Here is a 21035-nt window from a genome sequence, read left to right as displayed (position 1 = left end):
TGTTTCAACTCAAAACTTTTATTTAAAAATATCTTTCACCCTAATTTATTCGGCTAAATTTGGGCTCAACCATCTTTTTGCGACTTCAAAATCCATTTTCTTACGAATGGCAAAATCTTTTACTTGTTCTTGTGTAATTTTACCTAATCCAAAATATTTTGCTTGATTGTTAGCAAAGTAATATCCTGAAACCGATGCCGCTGGCCACATAGCCAAACTATCTGTTAATTCAACACCAATGGCTTCTTTCACATTTAGCAGTTGCCAAATAGTTGTTTTTTCATTATGATCTGGACAAGCTGGATATCCTGGGGCTGGACGAATTCCTTCATAATTTTCTTTGATTAATTCTTCATTTGACAGTTGTTCATTTTGAGCATATCCCCAATATTTGATTCTTACTTTTTCATGCAAATATTCTGCAAACGCTTCAGCCAATCTATCGGCTAAAGCTTTAATCATAATAGAATTATAATCGTCATGATTCTTTTCAAATTCTGCAGCCAATTCTGCAGTTCCAAACCCAGTTGAAACACAAAAACTACCAATATAATCTTTGATATTGGTTTCTTTAGGCGCTATAAAATCGGACAACGCTATTGAAGGAATGCCTTCTTTCTTTTTTAATTGCTGACGTAATGTGAATATAGTTGTTTTCACCTTATTTCTATCTTCATCTTTATATACTTCAATATCATCAATACACGAGTTAGCAGGAAAAATTCCAAATACCGCTTTCGCTTTAAGCAATTTTTGATCTATTACTTTTTGAAGTAATTCTTTAGCATCTTTAAATAAGTTAGTAGCTTCTTTACCTACAACTTTATCAGTTAAAATAGCTGGGTATTTTCCATGCAATTCCCAGCTTCTAAAAAAGGGACTCCAATCAATATATGCTAACAATTTATTTAATTCGAAATCTTCTATTGTTTTAGTTCCTATAAAACTTGGAGCAGCAATATTCGAGGTATTCCAATCTATTTTAAATTTATTTTTTCGAGCTTCATCTAAAGATAAGTATTCTTTTTTACTAGCTCTGCTCAAAAAACCTTCACGAACTTTAACATAATCGGCTTTTATATCTCCAATATATTTTTGATTGATTCTATTATTTAATAAATCTCCTACCACAGTTACAGCACGAGAAGCATCATTTACATGAACTACGGCATTGGAATATTGCGTATCTATTTTTACAGCAGTATGTGCTTTTGAGGTAGTCGCTCCTCCAATTAATAATGGAACTTTGAATTTTAGCCGTTCCATTTCTTTTGCTAAAAAAGCCATTTCATCTAAACTTGGGGTAATTAAACCGCTTAAACCTATTACATCTACATTTTCAGATTTTGCAGTTTCAATAATTTTGTCGGGAGCCACCATAACTCCTAAATCAACTATATCATAATTATTACAACCCAAAACAACACCCACTATATTTTTTCCTATATCATGGACATCTCCTTTTACTGTTGCTAATAAAATTTTTCCATTGGCTTTACTTACTTCTCCTTTTTCAGCTTCAATATAAGGAAGTAAGTAGGCAACCGCTTTTTTCATTACCCTAGCTGACTTTACAACTTGAGGCAAAAACATTTTTCCAGAGCCAAATAAATCACCAACTACATTCATACCAATCATTAAATTTCCTTCAATAACTTCAATTGGTTTTGCAACTTGTTGTCTAGCTTCTTCAATATCTTCAATTATAAATTCATCCAGCCCTTTTACTAAGGCATGGGTAATTCTGTCTTGTAATGTTTTTTCACGCCAAGACAAATCTACTTTCTGTTCTTTAGCAGTTCCTTTTACAGTTTCTGCAAAATTTAATAAACGTTCTGTGGCATCTTCTCTTCTATTTAAAATAACATCTTCAACATATTCCAACAAGTCTTTAGGAATTTCATCATAAACTTCCAACATTGTTGGGTTTACTATTCCCATATTCATTCCAGCTTTGATTGCATAATACAAAAATACCGAATGCATTGCCTCGCGAACAACATTATTTCCTCTAAAAGAAAATGAAACATTACTAACTCCTCCACTTACACTTACATTTGGTAAATTTTTACGTACCCAACGAGTAGCTTCAATAAAATCGATGGCATTTAATTTATGCTCATCCATTCCTGTTGCAACTGGAAAAATATTTAAATCGAAAATAATATCTTCAGAAGGAAAGTTAACTTTGTTTACTAAGATATCGTATGATCGTTTTGCTATTTCTATTCTTCTATCATAAGTATCTGCTTGACCAATTTCATCAAAAGCCATAATAATTACAGCCGCACCATAACGTTTTATAAGCTTTGCTTGATGTATAAATTGTGCATCACCTTCTTTTAAACTAATTGAATTTACTACACATTTACCTTGAGCCACTTGCAAACCCGCTTCAATAATTTCCCATTTAGAACTATCAATCATGATAGGTACACGTGCAATATCTGGTTCTGCTGCAATTAGGTTCATAAAGCGCACCATAGAATCTTTTCCATCAATCAACCCATCATCCATATTGATATCTATGATTTGCGCCCCTCCTTCAACTTGATGACGTGCAATTACTAAAGCCTCGTCAAATTTTTCTTCTTTGATTAATCGTAAAAATTTACGAGAGCCTGCTACATTGGTACGTTCTCCTACATTAATAAAGTTACTATCTGGAGTAATAATCAAGGGCTCTAAACCAGATAATTTTAAGTATTTTTTAGTTTCATTCATCATACAACATACCTTGGTTTATAATTTTCTACTAAATTGGAAATTGCTTTTATATGTGCTGGTGTTGTTCCACAACAACCTCCAATAATATTTACCAAACTTTTATCTAAATATTCTTTAATTTGAGCAGCCATTTCCTCTGGTGTTTCATCATATTCTCCAAAAGCATTTGGCAAACCAGCATTTGGATGCGCTGAAATTCCTATGTTAGATTTTTGAGCTAGAACTTCTAAATGAGGTGTTAATTGCTTTGCCCCTAACGCACAATTAAAACCTATAGAAACTAATGGAATATGTTCAACTGAAATTAAAAATGCTTCAGCTGTTTGTCCAGATAAAGTTCTTCCACTTGCATCCGTAATAGTTCCGCTCAACATAATAGGTATTTCAATTTCTCTTTCTTCTTTTACCTCCTCAATAGCAAATAAAGCAGCCTTGGCATTAAGTGTATCAAAAACTGTTTCAACTAATAATACATCGGCACCCCCATCTATTAAAGCTTCTACTTGTTGCTTATAAGCTTTTCTTAAATCTTCAAAAGTAACCGCTCTAAACCCAGGATCGTTTACATCAGGTGACATGCTTGCGGTTCTATTTGTTGGACCAATTGAACCCGCTACAAAACGTGGCTTTAATGGATTTTTTAAAGTAAACTCTTCAGCGACTTCTTTGGCAATTTTAGCTGATTGATAATTGAGTTCGTACACATATTCTTCCATTTCATAATCTGCCATGGCAATAGTTGTACTTGAAAATGTATTGGTTTCAATAATATCAGCTCCTGCTTCTAAATATTTTTTATGAATTTCTTTAATAGCTTGTGGCTGCGTTATAGAAAGCATATCATTATTTCCTTTTACTGAAATATGATACTCTTTAAATTGTTCGCCTCTATAGTCTTCTTCAGAAAATTTATATTGCTGAATCATGGTTCCCATGGCACCATCAAGTACTAAAATTCTATGCTGTAGTATGTTTTTAAATTCTTCCATCGTAAATAATTACCATAAATTGTAGATTATTATTAAAAAAGAAGAAGTTACTTTGTGAAGTATTCTTAGTTATCTTCCCACAAATGTATGCGGTAGAATGTAGCACCTTCTTTAACAATAAAGGGTTGCTAAGGCTTCATCAGGTCTATTCCCTCTGCCTTTCTTAATAACAATTTCAGTTTATTTATGAACTTTTGTGCAAATAAACGGCTTATTCCTTTTATTTACAAATGATTTTAAAATTTTATCTATTTTGACAACAAATTCTTAGTTAATTCATTTAATTGCAAAACCTTAGTAGAAAAATCAGCTTTCAAAGTATTTCTATATACATTTAAATTTTCTGCTAAATTATCAATCTCATTAGGAATCACACTCTCTAAAAACTGACGCAATCTTTTGGCCAATGTTGGCGATTGCCCATTGGTTGAAATTGCAATTTTAACAACTCCTTTGGTTACAATTCCTCCCATATAAAAATCACAATACGGTGGATTATCTGCAACATTGACTAATAATTTTTTAGCTTTACAATGCTGATATGCTTTAGTGTTTACCTTCAAAGAATTTGTACAAATAATCACCAAGTGTTTATCTTTTAAAAAAGACTTTTTATAAGAACTTTTTATAAGTTCCACATGATGTTTTTTAGATAACTCAATTAATTCAGGCGCAAAAGTTAAAGATACCATAGTTACCTTAGCATTCGGGCTCGATTTTAACAAAAAAGTTAATTTTTCTAACCCAACATTACCCCCTCCAATAATTAACACTTGAAGTTCAGACACTTTTAAAAAAACTGGATATAATTCGTTATGTTTTGCACTCATTATTATTCCTTTTATGCAGGTAAATAAGTAAACTCTTCATAAAATGAGCGTAGCTTTACACTTTCTTTTACCACTTCACCAACAATAATAATAGCTGGTGATGATAGTTTTTTTTGTTCAACCACCTCTTGAATTGAATTTATGGTACCTATTCCTATTTTTTCATTACTAGTTGTTCCATTTTGAATAATTGCAGTTGGAATATCTCCTTTACCATACTTTTTAAATATAGGAACAATTTTAGCAAGTTTACTCATTCCCATTAAAATAACTACCGTAGCTGTAGATTGAGCTGCCAAATAGATATCTTTAGATAATTTATTATCTGAAGTGGTTCCAGTAATTACCCAAAAGCTCTCAGAAACACCTCTTTTGGTTAATGCTATTCCTGCGCTTGCAGGAACTGCCATAGATGAGGAAATACCTGAAATTATTTCTGTTTCTATCCCAAAAGAAGTTAAATAATCTATTTCTTCACCACCTCTTCCAAAAATAAATGGATCTCCTCCTTTTAATCTTACAACATTGCCGTATTCAAAAGCATTTTCCAACATTAATTTATGAATTTCTTCTTGTGAAAAACTATGTATTCCTTTACGCTTTCCTACAAAAATTTTTTTAGCTGTTACTGAAACATAGCTCAATAAATCACGATTAACTAAAGCATCATAAAGCACTACTTTTGCGTTTTTTAATGCATTTACTCCTTTAACAGTAATTAAATCTGGATCACCAGGTCCTGCACCAATTAAAGTTACTTTTGGTTTTTTATTGTTTTTCATTGGTAAAAGTTTTAGCTCTAAATTCACTTACTTTTTCATAAAATAAAATAGCATCATTTAAATAGTTTTTTGCAAAATGTGTAGTAGGTGCATTGTTTTTAATTTGGTAAACTAATTGAGAAAATGTTTGCCCCAAATCAATACTTTTACCAAAAACCTCTTCGAATTGAGTTATAATTCCTGCTTGTGTATTTGTTTTTTTTCTTTCAGTTATTAACAAAGCTTTAGCTGTATTTACCAAACTTGTGTAAGAATAATATATACTATCGGAAAATTGAAGGAGTTTTAAAGATTTCTTTGCATTTTCTAATTTTTCTTTGCTTTCGAATAATAAAGTAGCTACTAAATCTATCACTACACCTGCACATTCTCCCACACCTACTGCTTTTATATAAGGGTTATCACTCCCCCAATCTACAAAATCACTTTCTTTTAAATTTGAACTATCTGCCAAAGGTTTTAATAAATTATAAAAATAAATTTCACCATTTCTATCGTAATACTCTAAAAATGACTCTTTTTCAATTTTATTTGATTTATAATCATTTAAAATAAACCTTAAAGCATTAGGTCCTCTTTTACTCGGAATTTTAATTACTTTATTGGCAACTCTACCTTTCCCATTTCCTAAAACTCCTCCACCTAATAAAACTTGCAATGCAGGTGCCACTAAATTTCCAAACTTTATTGTCATTCCTTGAAATCCTATATGCGCCATAGAATGCTGACCACAAGAGTTCATACAACCACTAATTTTTATAGCAATTTCTTTGTTTTTAAGATATTGAGGAAACTCATTTTTCAACACCTTTTCCAATTCTGTTGTAATTCCAGTACTACTTGCAATTCCTAGATTACACGTATCGGTTCCAGGACAAGATGTAATGTCAACTGTAGAATTGTAACCCAACTCTGTAAAACCTAATTTGGACAATTCTACATAAAAATAAGGAAGAAGTTCATTTTTAACATGACGAATTAAAATATTTTGGCGTAAGGTTAATCGCAACTCATTGGCTGCATATTTTTTAATTAAATCTGCTAATAAACGAGCTTTATTAGTATAAAAATCACCTAAAGGAATCTTGATTCCAATTGCTGAAAACCCCTGTTGTTTTTGAGAAATTACATTAATTGATTTCCATAGTTCAAAGGCTTCTTTATCTTCAATAACTACTTTTGGAGCTTTTAACTTTGAAATTGTTGGTACGCTCCCATATTTGGAGGCATCAATTTTATAAACCGAATAAGAAAGTGCTTTTTTTTCTTCAATTACCAATTTTAAAAAGGCTTTTAAACCAATTTCTTTAACTAAAAATTTAAGTCGTGCTCTTGCTCTTTTTACTCGTTCTCCATGCCTATCGAAAACTCTTAAAATTGCTTCTGTTAAAGGGATTATTTTTTCTTCTGAAATAAATTCAAATAAGGTATCAGCCAAACGTGCTTGTGAGCCTAACCCTCCAGCTAACATTACTTTAAATCCTTTTTTTCCATCTTTAATTTTAGCAATAAAACCCAAATCGTGCATAAAACTTAACGCAGTATCTTCATCTGTTCCTGAAAATGAAATTTTAAACTTTCTCCCCATTTCTTGACAAATTGGATTTCTTAAAAAGAATTCAAAAACAGCATGTGCATACGGAGAAACATCAAAAGGCTCATTAATATCAATTCCTGCAGTTTCAGAAGCAGTTACATTTCTAACGGTATTTCCGCAGGCCTCTCGTAGTGTAATATCATCTTTTTCTAGCTGCGACCAAAGTTCAGGCGTTCTGTCTAAACTCACATGATGAATTTGAATATCCTGACGTGTAGTGATATGCAATCTACCACGAGAATATTCATCGGAAACCTCACAAATTCTGTGTAATTGTTCGCTCGTTAATTTTCCATAAGGTAATTTGATACGAATCATTTGTACTCCAAACTGACGTTGCCCATAAACACCTCTTGCCAAACGTAAACTTCTAAAACGTTCTTCGTCAATTTTTCCTTCGTAATAAAGTTTAATTTTTTTTTCGAGGTCAATAATATCCCTCTCGACGATCGGATTTTCGATCTCGCTTCTAAAACTTTGCATAATGTTAGATTTTTTTAGTTAGTGGTAGTATGCTCCTAGTTCATAAAAAATTATGAATTTAATTAATTATATATATTATTGATTTTTAGCTACTTATATTATTCGATAAATCCAACCCCAACGGTATTGTTTGATTGAGGATCTATTAAAATAAAAGCTCCATTTGTTCTATGTTCTTTAAATGAATCGAAAAATATAGGTTTGTTTAATTGAAATGACACTGATGCAATATCATTCATTTCTAAATTTGAAACATTGGTTTCTACACCAGAAAAATCTGTTTCAATTTTATTAAGTATTGCTGTTACTTTGGCTAATACTTTATTTACTCCATGCTGTAAAACATATTTTGATCCTGACACCAGTTGTTTGGCATCCATCCAAGAGATTGTTGCTGTAAATCGTTTGTCAATTTTAGGGAGTTCTGTTGCTTTTACAATCATATCTCCTCTGCTTACATTTACATCATTTTCTAAAGTTACAGAAATCGAAGATCTTCTTGAGGCACTCTCGTATTTTTGATCGTTAAAATAAATTTCTTTTACCTTGGTTTTTGTTTCCGAAGGCAAAACTACCACTTCATCTCCCACTTGAATATCTCCTCCATATACTTTACCTGCGTAACCTCTAAAATCATGAAATTCTTCTGTTTTAGGTCGTATCACATATTGTACAGGGAAACGCATTTTTCCATTATTGTAAATATCATCAGTATCTAAATTTTCTAAATGAGAAATTAAAGTTTCTCCTTGATACCAAGACATTACATCCGATTTTTCTACAACATTATCTCCTTTTAAAGCACTTACAGGGATGAATGTTATGTTTTGATCTTCATAATCACTTTTTTCAACTAATTTTTGAAAATCATCTTTTATTTCATTGTAACGATCTTCAGAAAAATTAACTAAATCCATTTTATTAATGGCCACAATTACATCTTTTATTCTTAATAAATTGTTAATGAAAAAATGACGATAGGTTTGTTCTATAACACCGTGTCTAGCATCAATTAAAATAATGGCTGCCTGTGAAGTTGAAGCTCCAGTAACCATATTTCTAGTATATTCTACATGACCAGGAGTATCTGCTATAATATAACTTCTGGTATTTGTTGAAAAATAAATATGAGCTACGTCAATTGTAATTCCTTGTTCTCGTTCTGCAACCAAACCATCTGTAGCTAAAGAAAAATCTAAATAATCATATCCCTTTTGTTTACTACTACGTTCAATTGCTTCTAATTTATCGTCTGTAAGTGATTTGGTATCGTATAATAACCTTCCAATTAAGGTACTTTTACCATCATCTACACTTCCTGCTGTTGCTATTTTTAATACTTCCATTTTTTACCTTTATTGTTTGTTAAAAATACCCTTGTTGTTTACGTTTTTCCATTGCTGCTTCTGATCTTTTATCATCAATTCTAGCACCTCGTTCTGAGATACTTGAATCTCGTATTTCTGCCACCACTTCACTAATTGTTGTGGCGTAAGAATCTACAGCAGCAGTACAACTCATATCGCCAACGGTTCTAAAACGTACCATTCGTTCTTCAACCTCTTCTTCTTCATCTTTATATACATGTTCTGAAGCTGACCAAATTAGCCCATCCCTAACAAAAATATCTCTTTTATGAGCAAAATAGATTGAAGGAATTTCTAAGTCTTCATTTTCAATATAAGTCCAAACATCTAACTCTGTCCAGTTTGAAATTGGAAAAACACGTACATTTTGCCCTAAATCTATATTACCATTTAACATATCAAATAGTTCTGGTCGTTGATTTTTTTCATCCCATTGGCCAAAATCATCACGTACTGAAAAAATACGTTCTTTTGCCCTTGCTTTTTCTTCGTCTCTTCTTGCACCACCTATACAAGCATCAAATTTAAGTTCTTCTATGGCATCTAAAAGCGTAGTTGTTTGCAACATATTTCTACTTGAATACCTTCCGGTTTCTTCTTTTACCTTGCCTTGATCTATAGAGTCTTGAACATGTCTAACGATTAACTCAACACCTAATTCTTCTACTAATTTATCACGAAACTCTATAGTTTCTGGAAAATTATGACCTGTATCAATATGCATTAAAGGAAAAGGTATTTTAGCTGGGTAAAATGCCTTTTGGGCTAACCTTACTAAAGTAATGGAGTCTTTTCCTCCTGAAAATAGTAATACTGGTCTTTCAAATTGTGCTGCAACTTCTCTAAAAATATAAATTGCTTCGTTTTCAAGTGCATTAATGTGTAATTTCTCTGTCATTTTATAATTTTTATGAATGCAAACCACATTCTCGGTTTTCTAAAACTTTTGTTGGATCGAAATATTTGAATTCATTTGGTAAATTTCGTTCCTTCAAATAGGTATCTAATTCTTCATCTGTCCAATGATAAAAAGGACTTACTTTTAATAACCCATCTTTACTTTTTGATACAATATCAATACTATCCCTAAAAGCTGTCTGTCCTTTTCTTAAATTGGTAAACCAAACATCTGGTCGATGTTCTTTCATAGCTCTATTAAAAGGCTCTAACTTAACTTGTTCTGTAAACAATATATGTAATGGATCATTAACTTGAGGAATTCCAATAGTAGCGTCTCTATGAGCTGCTGTTTGCTTTGGAACGTATAATTTGATGTTTAAACTTAAAGAGTCTATCAATTCATTTGCATGTTTGTAAGTTTGTGGTGTATTGTAACCAGTATCGCACCAAATTACTTTTAAGTCTTTTTTCACCTGGGTGCACGCATGTAAAATTACCACCTCATACGGTCTAAAGTTTGTGGTTACTAAAGGGTTTTGGGCTATACTTAAAGCCCAAGAAATTATTTCTTCAGGTGATTTATGTTGTAATTCTTTATTAATTTTTTTTAAGTCTAAATCTTTCATTTTTTTCCCCATTTTATTAAATTCCATATTCGTTCATGAAAAAAGTATAATATCATTTTTGTAACTACTTCAATCAAACCTATTGATAATGCCAAAGTAATTTTACCTGTTATTAGCCAAGAAATTAAAATGGTATCTATAGTTCCAACAATTCTCCAACTAATAGCTTTAACCAAACTTCGAGAAGCTTTTTCAGAATTTTTTATTTTATCAAATTCCTTACTATTTTTGGTTTTACTTGATGTATAAATTTGATCAATTATCATTTTTTTGTTTATGCTGTTTTCTTTTGCCAAAAGTACATATTTTTTTATTATCCTACCAAATCGATAGACTTTTAGATTAAAAAATATATTCTATTGAAATATCTTTAACATATTTTATGTTTTTTAACTATTTAACGCTTGATTTATATCTTTAATAATATCATTTACATGTTCTAATCCAACAGAAATCCTTACCAAACCAGGAGTTATTCCTGCCGCTAATTGTTCCTCTTCAGAAAGTTTACTATGAGTTGTTGAAGCTGGGTGGGTTACAATGGTTCTTGTATCACCCAAATTGGCTGATAAAGAACACATTTTAATGCTATTTAAAAATTGCTTACCTTTTTCTAAACCTCCTTTAACCTCAACGGCTACAATATTTCCTCCCAATTTCATTTGTTTTTGTGCAATTTTAAATTGGGGATGTGATTTTAAAAACGGATATTTTACAGTTGAAATTTTTGAATGATTTTCAAGAAATTCTGCTAATTTCAAAGCATTTTCACAATGTTTTTCTACTCGAACCGCTAAAGTTTCTAAACTTTTAGACAAAATCCAAGCATTGAAAGGCGAAAGTGCTGGACCTGTATTGCGTGAAAACAAGTATATTTCTTTAATTAAATCAGATTTACCAACTACTATTCCACCTAACACACGTCCTTGTCCATCCATTAATTTAGTAGCAGAATGAATCACCAAATCTGCACCAAATTTAATAGGTTGCTGTATATATGGTGTCGCAAAACAATTATCAATCACTAATAAAAGATTGTACTTTTTTGCTATTGCTCCTAATAACTCAAGGTCTATTATATCAACTCCAGGATTTGTAGGAGACTCTGCATACAAAATTTTAGTTGAAGGTTTTATCAAATTTTCTATTTCAGCTAGATTATGAATATCAAAATAAGAAGTTTCAATATTCCATTTAGGAAAATACTTTGTAAATAACGTATGTGTTGATCCAAAAATTGATCGAGCTGATACAATATGATCTCCACTATTTAACAATGCAGCAAAAGTTGAAAAAACAGCGGCCATTCCTGTAGCAAATGCATACCCATCTTCAGCTCCCTCCATCTGCACTACTTTGTCAACAAACTCTGATGTATTTGGATTGCTAAAACGAGAATAAATATTTCGTTGTTTTTCTTCACTAAAAGAAGCACGCATATCTTCAGCATCTTCAAAAATAAAACTTGAAGTTACATACAAAGGGGTAGTATGCTCTTGATATTGAGAACGTTCTAATTGTTTTCTAATAGCACCTGTTTCAAAATTTTTCTCACTCATTTTTTGTCCTTTTCTAATTTAATTCTTTTCTGCTAGTCTTAATATATCTCCAAAAACACCTCGTGCGGTTACTGCAGAACCTGCTCCAGCTCCTTGAATAACAATTGGTTTTTCTCCATACGATTCAGTAAATATTTCAAAAATTGCATCTGCTCCTTTAATTTGACCTAAAGAACTGTTGGCTGGTACAGAAACTAATTTTACTTCTAAATTTCCTTTATCTTCTTGTAAATTACCAGACAAATCTCCAATATATCTTAACACATGGTTCTTATCTTGCTCTAATTTTACTTTTTCATAATAAGGGTTTAACTCCTTTAATCTTGTTAAAAATTCAGCTGAGGAACCTTCTCTCAAATTCTCTGGAATTAAATTTTGGATTTTAATATCTTCAAACTCATTTTTCAAATCTAATTCTCGAGCTAAAATCAATAATTTTCTAGCCACATCATTTCCGCATAAATCCTCTCTTGGGTCGGGCTCAGTAAAACCACTATCAATTGCCTTTTGTAAAACATCGCTAAACTGCTTGTTTTCTTCTGAATAGGTATTGAATAAAAAACTTAAAGAGCCTGAAAACACTCCTCTTATTCTTGTAATATTTTCACCAGAGTCATGTAATAATTTAATAGTATCAATTAATGGTAGACCCGCTCCTACATTTGTTTCATATAAATATGATTTTTTATTTTCTTGCAGTTTTTTTCTCAACTCTTTATAAAATGTATAGCTTAATGTATTGGCAATTTTGTTTGATGAAATTAAATCAAAACCATTTTCAACCAACTTTATATAATGTTCAACAAAAGAACTACTTGCAGTATTATCTATGGCAATTAAGTTTTCTAAATGATTTTTTTCTGCAAAATCTATGATATTTTGAACCGAACTGTTAACCTCACTTTGCTCTAAATCTAAAGCCCAATTTTGGGTAACCCCATTTTTGTTTAAAATAGCTTTTGATGAGTTTACAACAGCAAAAATATTTAGATTGATGTTTTTTCTTTTTAAAATATTTTCTCTGCTTTTTATAACTTGATTGATTAAAGTTCCTCCCACTAATCCTTTTCCAAAAATGGCGATGTTGATATTTTTGGAAACTCCAAAAATTTCACCGTGAATTACATTTACTGCTTTATGTAAATCGGATTGATTAACAACCAAACATACATTTTCACCAGTAACTGTATTGTTAATTAATATTGGAGTGATATGATTTTTTATCAACGCGCTATAAGGTTGATTAAAAGAATGTAAACTTTGTCCGATTATTGAAATAACAGACACTTTTTCAGTTACATAAATTTGACTAATATCTTTAGTTAAAAATTCGTTTTTAAATTCTTTCTCTAAAACAGTTTTAGCTTTATAACCATTTTTGACATCTACTATAAACCCAATACCTCTTTCAGAAGAGCCTTGTGAAATAATACTAACACTAATATTTTCGTTTGCTAAAGCGGTAAATATTCTACCATCAACACCTACTTTTCCTAACAAACCTCTACCTATCAAGTTTACCAAAGCCACATCTTGCTCTACAGATAATGATTTAATACCTCCTTTTTCAGTTTCAGAACCAATTAATGTTCCTTCGCTATCCTCATTAAACGTATTTAAAATACGTAATGGAATATTCTTTTCAATTAAAGGAATAATAGTTTTGGCATGTAAAATATTGGCTCCAAAATTCGCCATCTCGTTCGCCTCCTGATATGTTAATTTTTCTATTTTTTTAGAATTCTCAACCAAATCTGGATTTGCTGTAAAAATACCATCTACATGTGTGTAATTTTGAAATTCTTCAGCATTTAAAAAATTAGCAATTAATGACGCTGTATAATTACTTCCATTTCTACCTAAAGTAGTGGTTTCACCATCTAAATTTGAACCAATAAAACCAGTAACAATTTGTGTAACTTCTTTTGATTGATTTTTAAAATACTCAATTACATTTTCTTCAGAAATGCTTTCAAAAGGTTGCGCCTTTCCAAATTGATTGTTTGTTTTAATAAGTGTTCTGGTATCAACTAAATTTGCTTGTATCCCCTTTTTAGTTAACAAGTGAGCGATTAGTTTTCCTGATAAAATTTCTCCTTGAGAAAGTACCTGATCTTTAACTTTAGGACTGTAATCTCCTAATAAATTTACCCCTCTAAAAATTTCATCTAACAATTGAAACTCTTTCGAAAAATCAGCACTTTCATCAATCTCAGTCTGATATTTTTTTAACTCTTCAAATTCTGAAGTATAAGGCAATCCGTTTTTAGCTTTTTCTAAAATAGACTCTAAATGATCTGTGGTTTTACCTCTAGCAGAAACTACCACTACAATGTTTTCATTGTTTTTTATTTTATTTGAAATGATGGCTAATGTGCTTTCTAAGCCTTTTCCATTTGCTAAAGATTTACCTCCAAATTTTATTACTTTCATTGCTTTTCTTTTAGAACTTTTGTTAAATATTGGTTCTATTATTTTACCTAGTTGTTTGTATTCTATTAAAAATGCATCATGTCCATGTACCGAGTTAATTTCATTATAAGTAACATTAGGATGCGTAAGTGCTAATTGTTTATGGGTTTCTTTGTTCTCTTCAGCTGTAAAAAACAAATCAGAATCAACACCAATAATATGAATCGTAGCTTTAATACTATCTAAAACTTGTTCACTTCTGTCTTTAGTTACATCAATTGTTTTTAATAATTGATTCATTAACTTATAGGCTGATAATTGAAATCGTTCCTGTAATTTTTTACCATGATGCAACAACCAACTTTCAACATTAAAAATTTTCAACTCTTCATTTTTAGAACGTTGAAACCGTTCTTTAAAAGACTCTGGTGTTCTGTAACATAACATTGCATGCATACGAGCGTCGTGAACTGGATTGCTTGAGTTGGTTAAAAATTGCTCTTGAATTTGACAATTTGCAATTAACCAATCGGTTGATTTCCAATCGGTGGCTATTACAATTAAATGTTCTGTAATAGCTGGGTTTAAAACTGCCATTTCCCAAGCTATTCCACCTCCTAAAGAACCTCCTATTAAAGCAAAAAGACGTTTAACATTTAATTGTTTCAAACCCAATAAAAATATATTAGCTATATCTCTAGCCTCAAAGTCTTTATAATTTTCAATTACAAAACCATCATAACCATTTCCAGGTATATTGAATGCTAAAATTGTGTATAAATTAGTATCGATTACCTTGTTGTCTCCCACCAAATTACTCCACCATCCACTTTTACCTGCAACATTACTGTTACCAGTAAGCGCATGGTTTACCAAAACTACTGGAGCGGTATGTAGCTTTTTCCCAAATATTTGGTAAGACAGTTTTAATTCAGAATAGCAATCTCTTTTTTCAGAATTAAAATTTTGTATGGTTATGTGTTTTAAATTACTCATCAATAATTATTTATTTTAGCAAACTTTTGCTAATTATTTGATTAATTATTGTTAAGAAAAAATGCAGAAAATTACTAGAAATGTAATTTAGTTGAGTTATCTATCCTTAATGGGTAGAATTTAGCACCTTCTTTAAAGTTAAAGGGTTGCTAAGGCTTCACTGGGTCTATTCCCTCTGCCTTTCTTGATAACAATAGTCAATAAATTTATGAACTAAAGCGCAAATTAACGCATTAAATTTTTCTCAGCCAACATTTTTTTTATTTATTTATCAATGTTGGAATTTTTACAAAAGCATCTTTTAAATCTTGCTTTAAATCATCAACATCTTCAATCCCTACAGAAAGTCTAATTAAATCTTTTGTTACTCCAGAAGCTAATTGTTGTTCATCTGTAAGTTGTTGATGGGTAGTACTTGCTGGGTGAATAATTAATGATTTTGTATCTCCAATATTTGCCAATAATGAAAAAACTTTTACAGAATCTACCACTGTTTTAGCCGACTCAAAACCTCCTTTTACTCCAAATGACAATACTCCACTTTGACCTTTTGGCAAGTATTTTTTGGCATTTTTGTACGATTCATGAGATTCTAAACCTGGGTAACTTACCCAAGATACTTCTTCTTGCGCTTCTAACCACTTTGCCAATTCTAAAGTATTTTCACTATGCTTTTCTAAACGAATTGGCAAGGTTTCTAATCCTTGAATAATTTGAAAAGCATTAAATGGACTTAGTGCACCACCAAAATCTCGTAAACCTTCCAATCTAATTTTTGCAATATAAGCTGCTTCTCCAAGAGCTTCGCTGTATATCAATCCATGATACCCTTTTGAAGGCTCCGTAAATTCAGGAAATTTACCATTGGTCCAATCAAAATTACCTGCATCTACAATTGCTCCTCCTAGTGAATTACCTTGACCTCCAATAAATTTTGTTAACGAATAAACTACAATGTTTGCTCCATGCTTAATTGGGTTTAATAAATAGGGTGTTGCAACTGTATTATCAACGATAAAAGGAATGCTATTTTGTTTAGAAATTTTCCCAATCGCTTCAAAATCTGACACATCTAATTTAGGGTTTCCAATGGATTCTATAAAAATGGCTCTTGTATTTTCTTTAATTGCTTTTTTAAAATTTTCTGGATTTGAAGCATCTACAAAAGAAGTGGTTATTCCTAATCTAGGTAAAGTTACATTTAATAATGTATAGGTTCCTCCGTACAAGGTACTTGACGCTACAATGTGATCTCCTGACTTTAATAATGTTAATAAAGCTGTTGAAATTGCTGAAGTTCCTGAAGCAAAAACTGCAGCTCCAATTCCACCATCTAAAGCTGCTAAACGTTGTTCTAAAATATCATTGGTAGGATTGTTTAAACGCGTATAAATAAAACCAGGCTCTGCTAAAGAAAATAAATTAGCCGCGTGTTCTGTATTATTAAAAACATAAGAAGTTGATTGATAAATTGGCACTGCCCTAGTTCCAGCTGTATTTTGTGTATCGTGTCCTGCGTGTAAAGCTTGTGTTGAAAATTTTTGAGTACTCATAATAATATATTTTTTAATGTTTTAGTTTTAAATAAAAAAAGTCCCTTTGGTTTTAGGTATTACCAAAGGGACTTTTATCTAAGAGATTTTTATTCCATTTAATTTAGGCAATACCATTTCATTATGCTACGCATTATTTGCATTTGCATTGTCATACAACATCGGTTGCATATATTTTTTTGGAATGTAAATTTCATTTTTTGTTTATTGATAAAAAAAGCCTCTGAAAATTCAGAGGCTTTAAATTGTTTGATATTATTTTTAATTTTTAAACAATAGTGTCCTCTGCGTAATTTTTACACATCATAATTGCACACATATTCATCTTGTTTAAAATCATTTTTTAATTTTTGATGGTACAAAAGTAATGACAATTTTTAATTTTCCAAATAATCTTTAATTTTTTTAAAATTTCTATTTAATTAGCTTTTCCTAATTCTACAGCTTTTTCAAATGCTCCAGAAATAGCATCTATAATAGATTTTTTTACATTATCTTTTTCTAAAACATCTAATGCAGCCCTAGTAGTTCCACCTTTTGAAGCAACTTTTTCAATCCACTGATTTGGAGTTTCTTTATGTTTTTTATACAATTTTACAGCTCCATCAAAAGTTTTAATAGTCATTTTTTTTGCTTCTTCTTCTGAAAAACCTAAACCCATAGCTTTTTCAACAATGGCTTGCATAAAATAAAATACATAAGCTGGTCCACTCCCTGAAATACTTGTGGAAGCATCAATCATTTCTTCATTTTTAACAAACACAGCGCTACCTGTTGTTTTTAATAGTCTTTCAACTAAAAATACTTCAGAATTTGATACTGCATCAGAGACTGTAAAACTTGTTAATCCAACTCCAATTTTAGCTGGTAAGTTAGGCATACTCCTAATTACTTTTTTAACATTTAAACCTTCTTGAATTGTTTTAATTTGCACACCAGCCATAACCGATACAAAAATCTGATCTTTATTGGTATAAGGATACATGCTTTCAAAAAGGGCATTTATATTATATGGCTTTACTGCTAAAAAAATAATATCTGCATTGGATAAGCAATCTTTTAATGAAGTATTTACTTTAAAAATATTCATAGCTTCTACTTCTTTAGCTCTATCGTTTGAAATATCGTACACATTTATACGACTCCCTTTCAGAAGATTTGAAGTGCTCATTCCTTCTGCGAATGTAATTCCCATGTTTCCAGCACCTATAACTAATATATTTATTGATTTCATAATTTTTAATCTTAATATCAGTTCAAAATTACGAATTTAACAATATATAAGCTAATTATTTTAATTAAATAAATTTTTTAATTTTGGTTAAATTTTATTATTTACACAAAAAATCATTCATTATTTACAATCTTTTTGTATATTTGCAGTCTAAAATTTAAGAGGAAGGATTTGAACTGATTGCAACCTCGTAAAAAAATGCTAAAGCAGTAATTATTTACTTCCTTTAGCGACCAAAGCAATCCACAAATTCTTGTTATAATTAAAATAAATTAAAATTATGTCATATTTATTTACATCAGAATCTGTTTCAGAAGGACATCCTGATAAAGTTGCAGATCAAATATCAGATGCTTTAATTGATAATTTTTTAGCATTTGATGAAAATTCTAAAGTAGCTTGTGAAACATTAGTAACTACAGGGCAAGTAGTTTTAGCTGGAGAGGTAAAATCTAAAACCTATTTAGATGTTCAAAAAATTGCAAGAGATGTGATTAATAAAATTGGATATACCAAAAGCGAATATATGTTTGATGGCAATTCTTGTGGTGTTTTTTCTGCCATTCATGAACAATCACAAGACATCAATCAAGGAGTTGACAGAGCCTCTAAAGAAGAACAAGGTGCTGGTGATCAAGGAATGATGTTTGGTTATGCCACTAAAGAAACTGAAAATTACATGCCTTTAGCCTTAGATTTAAGTCATAAAATTTTACAGGAATTAGCCTTATTAAGAAGAGAAAACAAAGACATTACTTACTTACGCCCTGATTCTAAAAGTCAAGTAACTATTGAATACACAGATGACAATGTACCTTTTAGAATTAAAGATATAGTTGTTTCTACACAACATGATGATTTTGGTCCTACTGATGAAGCCATGTTAGCAAAAATAAAGGAAGATGTTATTCACATTTTAATTCCTCGAGTAATTGAAAAATTACCAAACGATATTAAAGCACTATTTAATAATAATATTGTATATCATGTCAATCCTACAGGAAAATTTGTTATTGGAGGTCCACATGGAGATACAGGCTTAACTGGGCGAAAAATTATTGTTGACACCTACGGAGGAAAAGGAGCTCATGGTGGAGGTGCTTTTTCTGGAAAAGATCCAAGTAAAGTAGATAGAAGTGCTGCATATGCAACTCGCCATATCGCAAAAAATATTGTAGCAGCTGGTGTAGCTGATGAAATTTTAATTCAAGTTTCTTATGCCATTGGTGTTGTTGAACCTATGGGTATTTATGTAAATACTTATGGCTCTGCAAATATTGATAAATCAGATGGAGAAATTGCTGAAATAATAACACAGCTATTTGATATGAGACCTGCTGCTATTGAAGATCGATTAAAATTACGCCAACCTATGTATTTAGAAACAGCTGCTTATGGTCATATGGGAAGAGAAAACACTACCATTTCTAAAACTTTTGAAAATGTTGATGGATCTAAAAAAACAATTGATGTAGAGTTATTCACTTGGGAAAAACTAGATTATATAGATCGTATAAAGAAAGCTTTCGGGTTATAATTTTTTAATAACCATGATAAAAAAGACTGTATAAACGTTTATACAGTTTTTTTATTTTATTTAATTACTATTTTAAGCTTCATTAATTTAATAATCAACTAATTTGTAAATTTATTTTTAAGAAATTAATAAATCTTTAACTTTCCACAAATTAGAAGCTCTTAAAGTAAAATTGTTTGCTATTTTTGCCTCCTAATAAACATAAAAAATTATGGCTATAAAAAAACAATACTTAAAAAGTAAACCTATTTGTAAAGTTACATTTACAGTTCCTGCTGAAGATGCTAAAGAAGTTGCTGTTGTTGGAGATTTTAACAATTGGAATGCTAAAAATTCTAATTTAAAAAAATTAAAAAATGGCACTTTTAAGGGTGTTTTAGATTTAGAAAAAGATAACACTTATGAATTTAGATACCTTGTTGATGGAAACTACATTAACGACGAACAGGCCGATAGTTATAAGTGGAATGATTTTGCAAATACAGAAAACGGTGTATTAAACTTATAATTTTACACATTTTTTTATAAAAAAAGCACTTTTACATCTAGGTAAAAGTGCTTTTTGAGTTTTATAAAATTAGTTGTTTACTTCCAAAACACATCGTTAAGGTTGTCTATAAATTTTTCATTTGTATGAAATTTTTTAATGGTTGCTAATTGTTCTTTTGTAGCTACATTTTGAATTTCATTAAATAAAACTCGCTCTTCAAATCTGATATGTTCTTTTAGCTTTACATGTAATTGTTGAAGTACTTTATCAATTTCAAAATTCTTTTCAAAGAGAGTTAACAACGTTTTATGTTCCTCCATAGCTCTAATTACTAGTGGATGCTCACTTCCTAAAACTGGAAACATGTATTTTTCTTCTAACAGAAAATGAGTTACAATATGATTTTTATAAAACCAATCAACATATGCTTTTATTCTTTCCAAAGCTATTTCTTTTGACAGTCCCACTTTAATTTTCCAACAAAGTAATAATGCCTGATGATGATCTTTTGAAAATTCTTGCAAAGAACTATGCCTCTTAATTGCCATCTGAAAGTTCCTTTATTTTTGTTTTAGCATGGTTAACACCATTTTAAACTTTTCAACAGCTTTTAATGCATGTGGAACATTTGCTGGCATAATAATAGCTTCATTTGCTTCTAATACATTTGAAATGCCATTAATAACAATATCCGCTTTGCCATCTACAATATAAACTAAAGCATCAAACGGAGTGGTATGCTCACTTAACCCTTCTCCTTTATCAAATGCAAAAAGTGAAATATTCCCTGTCTCTTTTTTTAGAATATGTTTACTCACAACTGCTTTTTCGTTATAATGAATACTTTTATTAAAAGAAAATTTAACCCCTTTTTCAAACTCGTTACTTGCCATATTTTAATTTTTATTTTGGTTAAATTTAAGTATTAATATTAAAACTTTTATTGGCTTTCA

General features: G+C 30.6%; 17 protein-coding genes and 2 riboswitches. Of the genes, 2 read left to right on the top strand and 15 right to left on the bottom strand.

Annotated features, from left to right (window positions below; all coding sequences use genetic code 11):
* Positions 1-45: 45 nt before the first annotated feature.
* The 13 genes from metH to proC form a co-directional block, all read right to left on the bottom strand.
* Positions 46-2727 (bottom strand): methionine synthase, encoded by a 2682-nt coding sequence (gene metH, locus ACFQZW_RS01280; protein ID WP_386781330.1) that lies wholly within the window; start codon positions 2725-2727, stop codon positions 46-48.
* On the bottom strand, positions 2724-3716 hold the full coding sequence (locus ACFQZW_RS01275; protein WP_386781329.1) for a homocysteine S-methyltransferase family protein: 993 nt from the start codon (positions 3714-3716) through the stop codon (positions 2724-2726). Before ACFQZW_RS01275 ends, metH begins: the two co-directional genes overlap by 4 nt.
* A gap of 66 nt (positions 3717-3782) precedes the next feature.
* Positions 3783-3889: riboswitch (SAM riboswitch) on the bottom strand.
* A 75-nt stretch (positions 3890-3964) separates the two neighbouring features.
* Positions 3965-4546, bottom strand: a complete 582-nt coding sequence (locus tag ACFQZW_RS01270) for a precorrin-2 dehydrogenase/sirohydrochlorin ferrochelatase family protein (protein ID WP_386781328.1) — start codon at positions 4544-4546, stop codon at positions 3965-3967.
* Positions 4547-4557: 11 nt separating this feature from the next.
* On the bottom strand, positions 4558-5328 hold the full coding sequence (gene cobA / locus ACFQZW_RS01265; protein ID WP_386781327.1) for a uroporphyrinogen-III C-methyltransferase: 771 nt from the start codon (positions 5326-5328) through the stop codon (positions 4558-4560).
* The gene (locus tag ACFQZW_RS01260) at positions 5315-7408 is read right to left on the bottom strand and encodes a nitrite reductase (protein WP_372800538.1); all 2094 of its coding nucleotides are present in this window, start codon (positions 7406-7408) and stop codon (positions 5315-5317) included. The genes cobA and ACFQZW_RS01260 overlap by 14 nt, the downstream gene beginning before the upstream one ends.
* A gap of 98 nt (positions 7409-7506) precedes the next feature.
* Positions 7507-8754: a sulfate adenylyltransferase subunit 1 gene (locus ACFQZW_RS01255; protein ID WP_298263698.1), complete on the bottom strand. Its 1248-nt coding sequence runs from the start codon at positions 8752-8754 to the stop codon at positions 7507-7509.
* Positions 8755-8773: 19 nt separating this feature from the next.
* Positions 8774-9673: a sulfate adenylyltransferase subunit CysD gene (gene cysD, locus ACFQZW_RS01250; RefSeq protein ID WP_298263700.1), complete on the bottom strand. Its 900-nt coding sequence runs from the start codon at positions 9671-9673 to the stop codon at positions 8774-8776.
* Positions 9674-9683: 10 nt separating this feature from the next.
* Complete coding sequence (locus tag ACFQZW_RS01245) at positions 9684-10301, bottom strand: phosphoadenosine phosphosulfate reductase domain-containing protein (RefSeq protein ID WP_298263701.1); 618 nt, start codon at positions 10299-10301, stop codon at positions 9684-9686.
* The gene (locus tag ACFQZW_RS01240) at positions 10298-10567 is read right to left on the bottom strand and encodes a DUF2061 domain-containing protein (RefSeq protein WP_298263703.1); all 270 of its coding nucleotides are present in this window, start codon (positions 10565-10567) and stop codon (positions 10298-10300) included. Before ACFQZW_RS01240 ends, ACFQZW_RS01245 begins: the two co-directional genes overlap by 4 nt.
* 123 nt (positions 10568-10690) lie before the next feature.
* A complete protein-coding gene (locus tag ACFQZW_RS01235) occupies positions 10691-11860 on the bottom strand; it encodes a trans-sulfuration enzyme family protein (protein WP_298287180.1) in 1170 nt (389 codons plus the stop codon).
* An 18-nt stretch (positions 11861-11878) separates the two neighbouring features.
* Positions 11879-15271: a bifunctional aspartate kinase/homoserine dehydrogenase I gene (gene thrA, locus ACFQZW_RS01230; protein WP_386781326.1), complete on the bottom strand. Its 3393-nt coding sequence runs from the start codon at positions 15269-15271 to the stop codon at positions 11879-11881.
* Between the two features lie 90 nt (positions 15272-15361).
* Positions 15362-15462: riboswitch (SAM riboswitch) on the bottom strand.
* A 66-nt stretch (positions 15463-15528) separates the two neighbouring features.
* The gene (locus ACFQZW_RS01225) at positions 15529-16821 is read right to left on the bottom strand and encodes an O-acetylhomoserine aminocarboxypropyltransferase/cysteine synthase family protein (RefSeq protein ID WP_386781325.1); all 1293 of its coding nucleotides are present in this window, start codon (positions 16819-16821) and stop codon (positions 15529-15531) included.
* 418 nt (positions 16822-17239) lie between these two features.
* A complete protein-coding gene (proC, locus tag ACFQZW_RS01220) occupies positions 17240-18055 on the bottom strand; it encodes a pyrroline-5-carboxylate reductase (protein ID WP_363317289.1) in 816 nt (271 codons plus the stop codon).
* A gap of 280 nt (positions 18056-18335) precedes the next feature.
* On the opposite strand from proC, the gene metK reads away from it, so the two are divergent.
* Both metK and ACFQZW_RS01210 read left to right on the top strand, forming a co-directional pair.
* Positions 18336-19592 (top strand): methionine adenosyltransferase, encoded by a 1257-nt coding sequence (metK, locus tag ACFQZW_RS01215; RefSeq protein ID WP_298263709.1) that lies wholly within the window; start codon positions 18336-18338, stop codon positions 19590-19592.
* 211 nt (positions 19593-19803) lie between these two features.
* Positions 19804-20100, top strand: a complete 297-nt coding sequence (locus tag ACFQZW_RS01210; protein ID WP_298263711.1) for an isoamylase early set domain-containing protein — start codon at positions 19804-19806, stop codon at positions 20098-20100.
* Between the two features lie 77 nt (positions 20101-20177).
* On the opposite strand, the gene ACFQZW_RS01205 is transcribed toward ACFQZW_RS01210, so the two are convergent.
* A complete protein-coding gene (locus ACFQZW_RS01205; RefSeq protein WP_298263713.1) occupies positions 20178-20630 on the bottom strand; it encodes a hemerythrin domain-containing protein in 453 nt (150 codons plus the stop codon).
* A 12-nt stretch (positions 20631-20642) separates the two neighbouring features.
* Positions 20643-20975: a cupin domain-containing protein gene (locus ACFQZW_RS01200; RefSeq protein WP_298263715.1), complete on the bottom strand. Its 333-nt coding sequence runs from the start codon at positions 20973-20975 to the stop codon at positions 20643-20645.
* Between the last annotated feature and the right edge of the window lie 60 nt (positions 20976-21035).

The sequence above is a fragment of the Lutibacter aestuarii genome, assembly GCF_042676885.1.
Lineage (GTDB): Bacteria > Bacteroidota > Bacteroidia > Flavobacteriales > Flavobacteriaceae > Lutibacter > Lutibacter aestuarii.
This window is presented reverse-complemented; position numbering and strand designations above follow the sequence as displayed.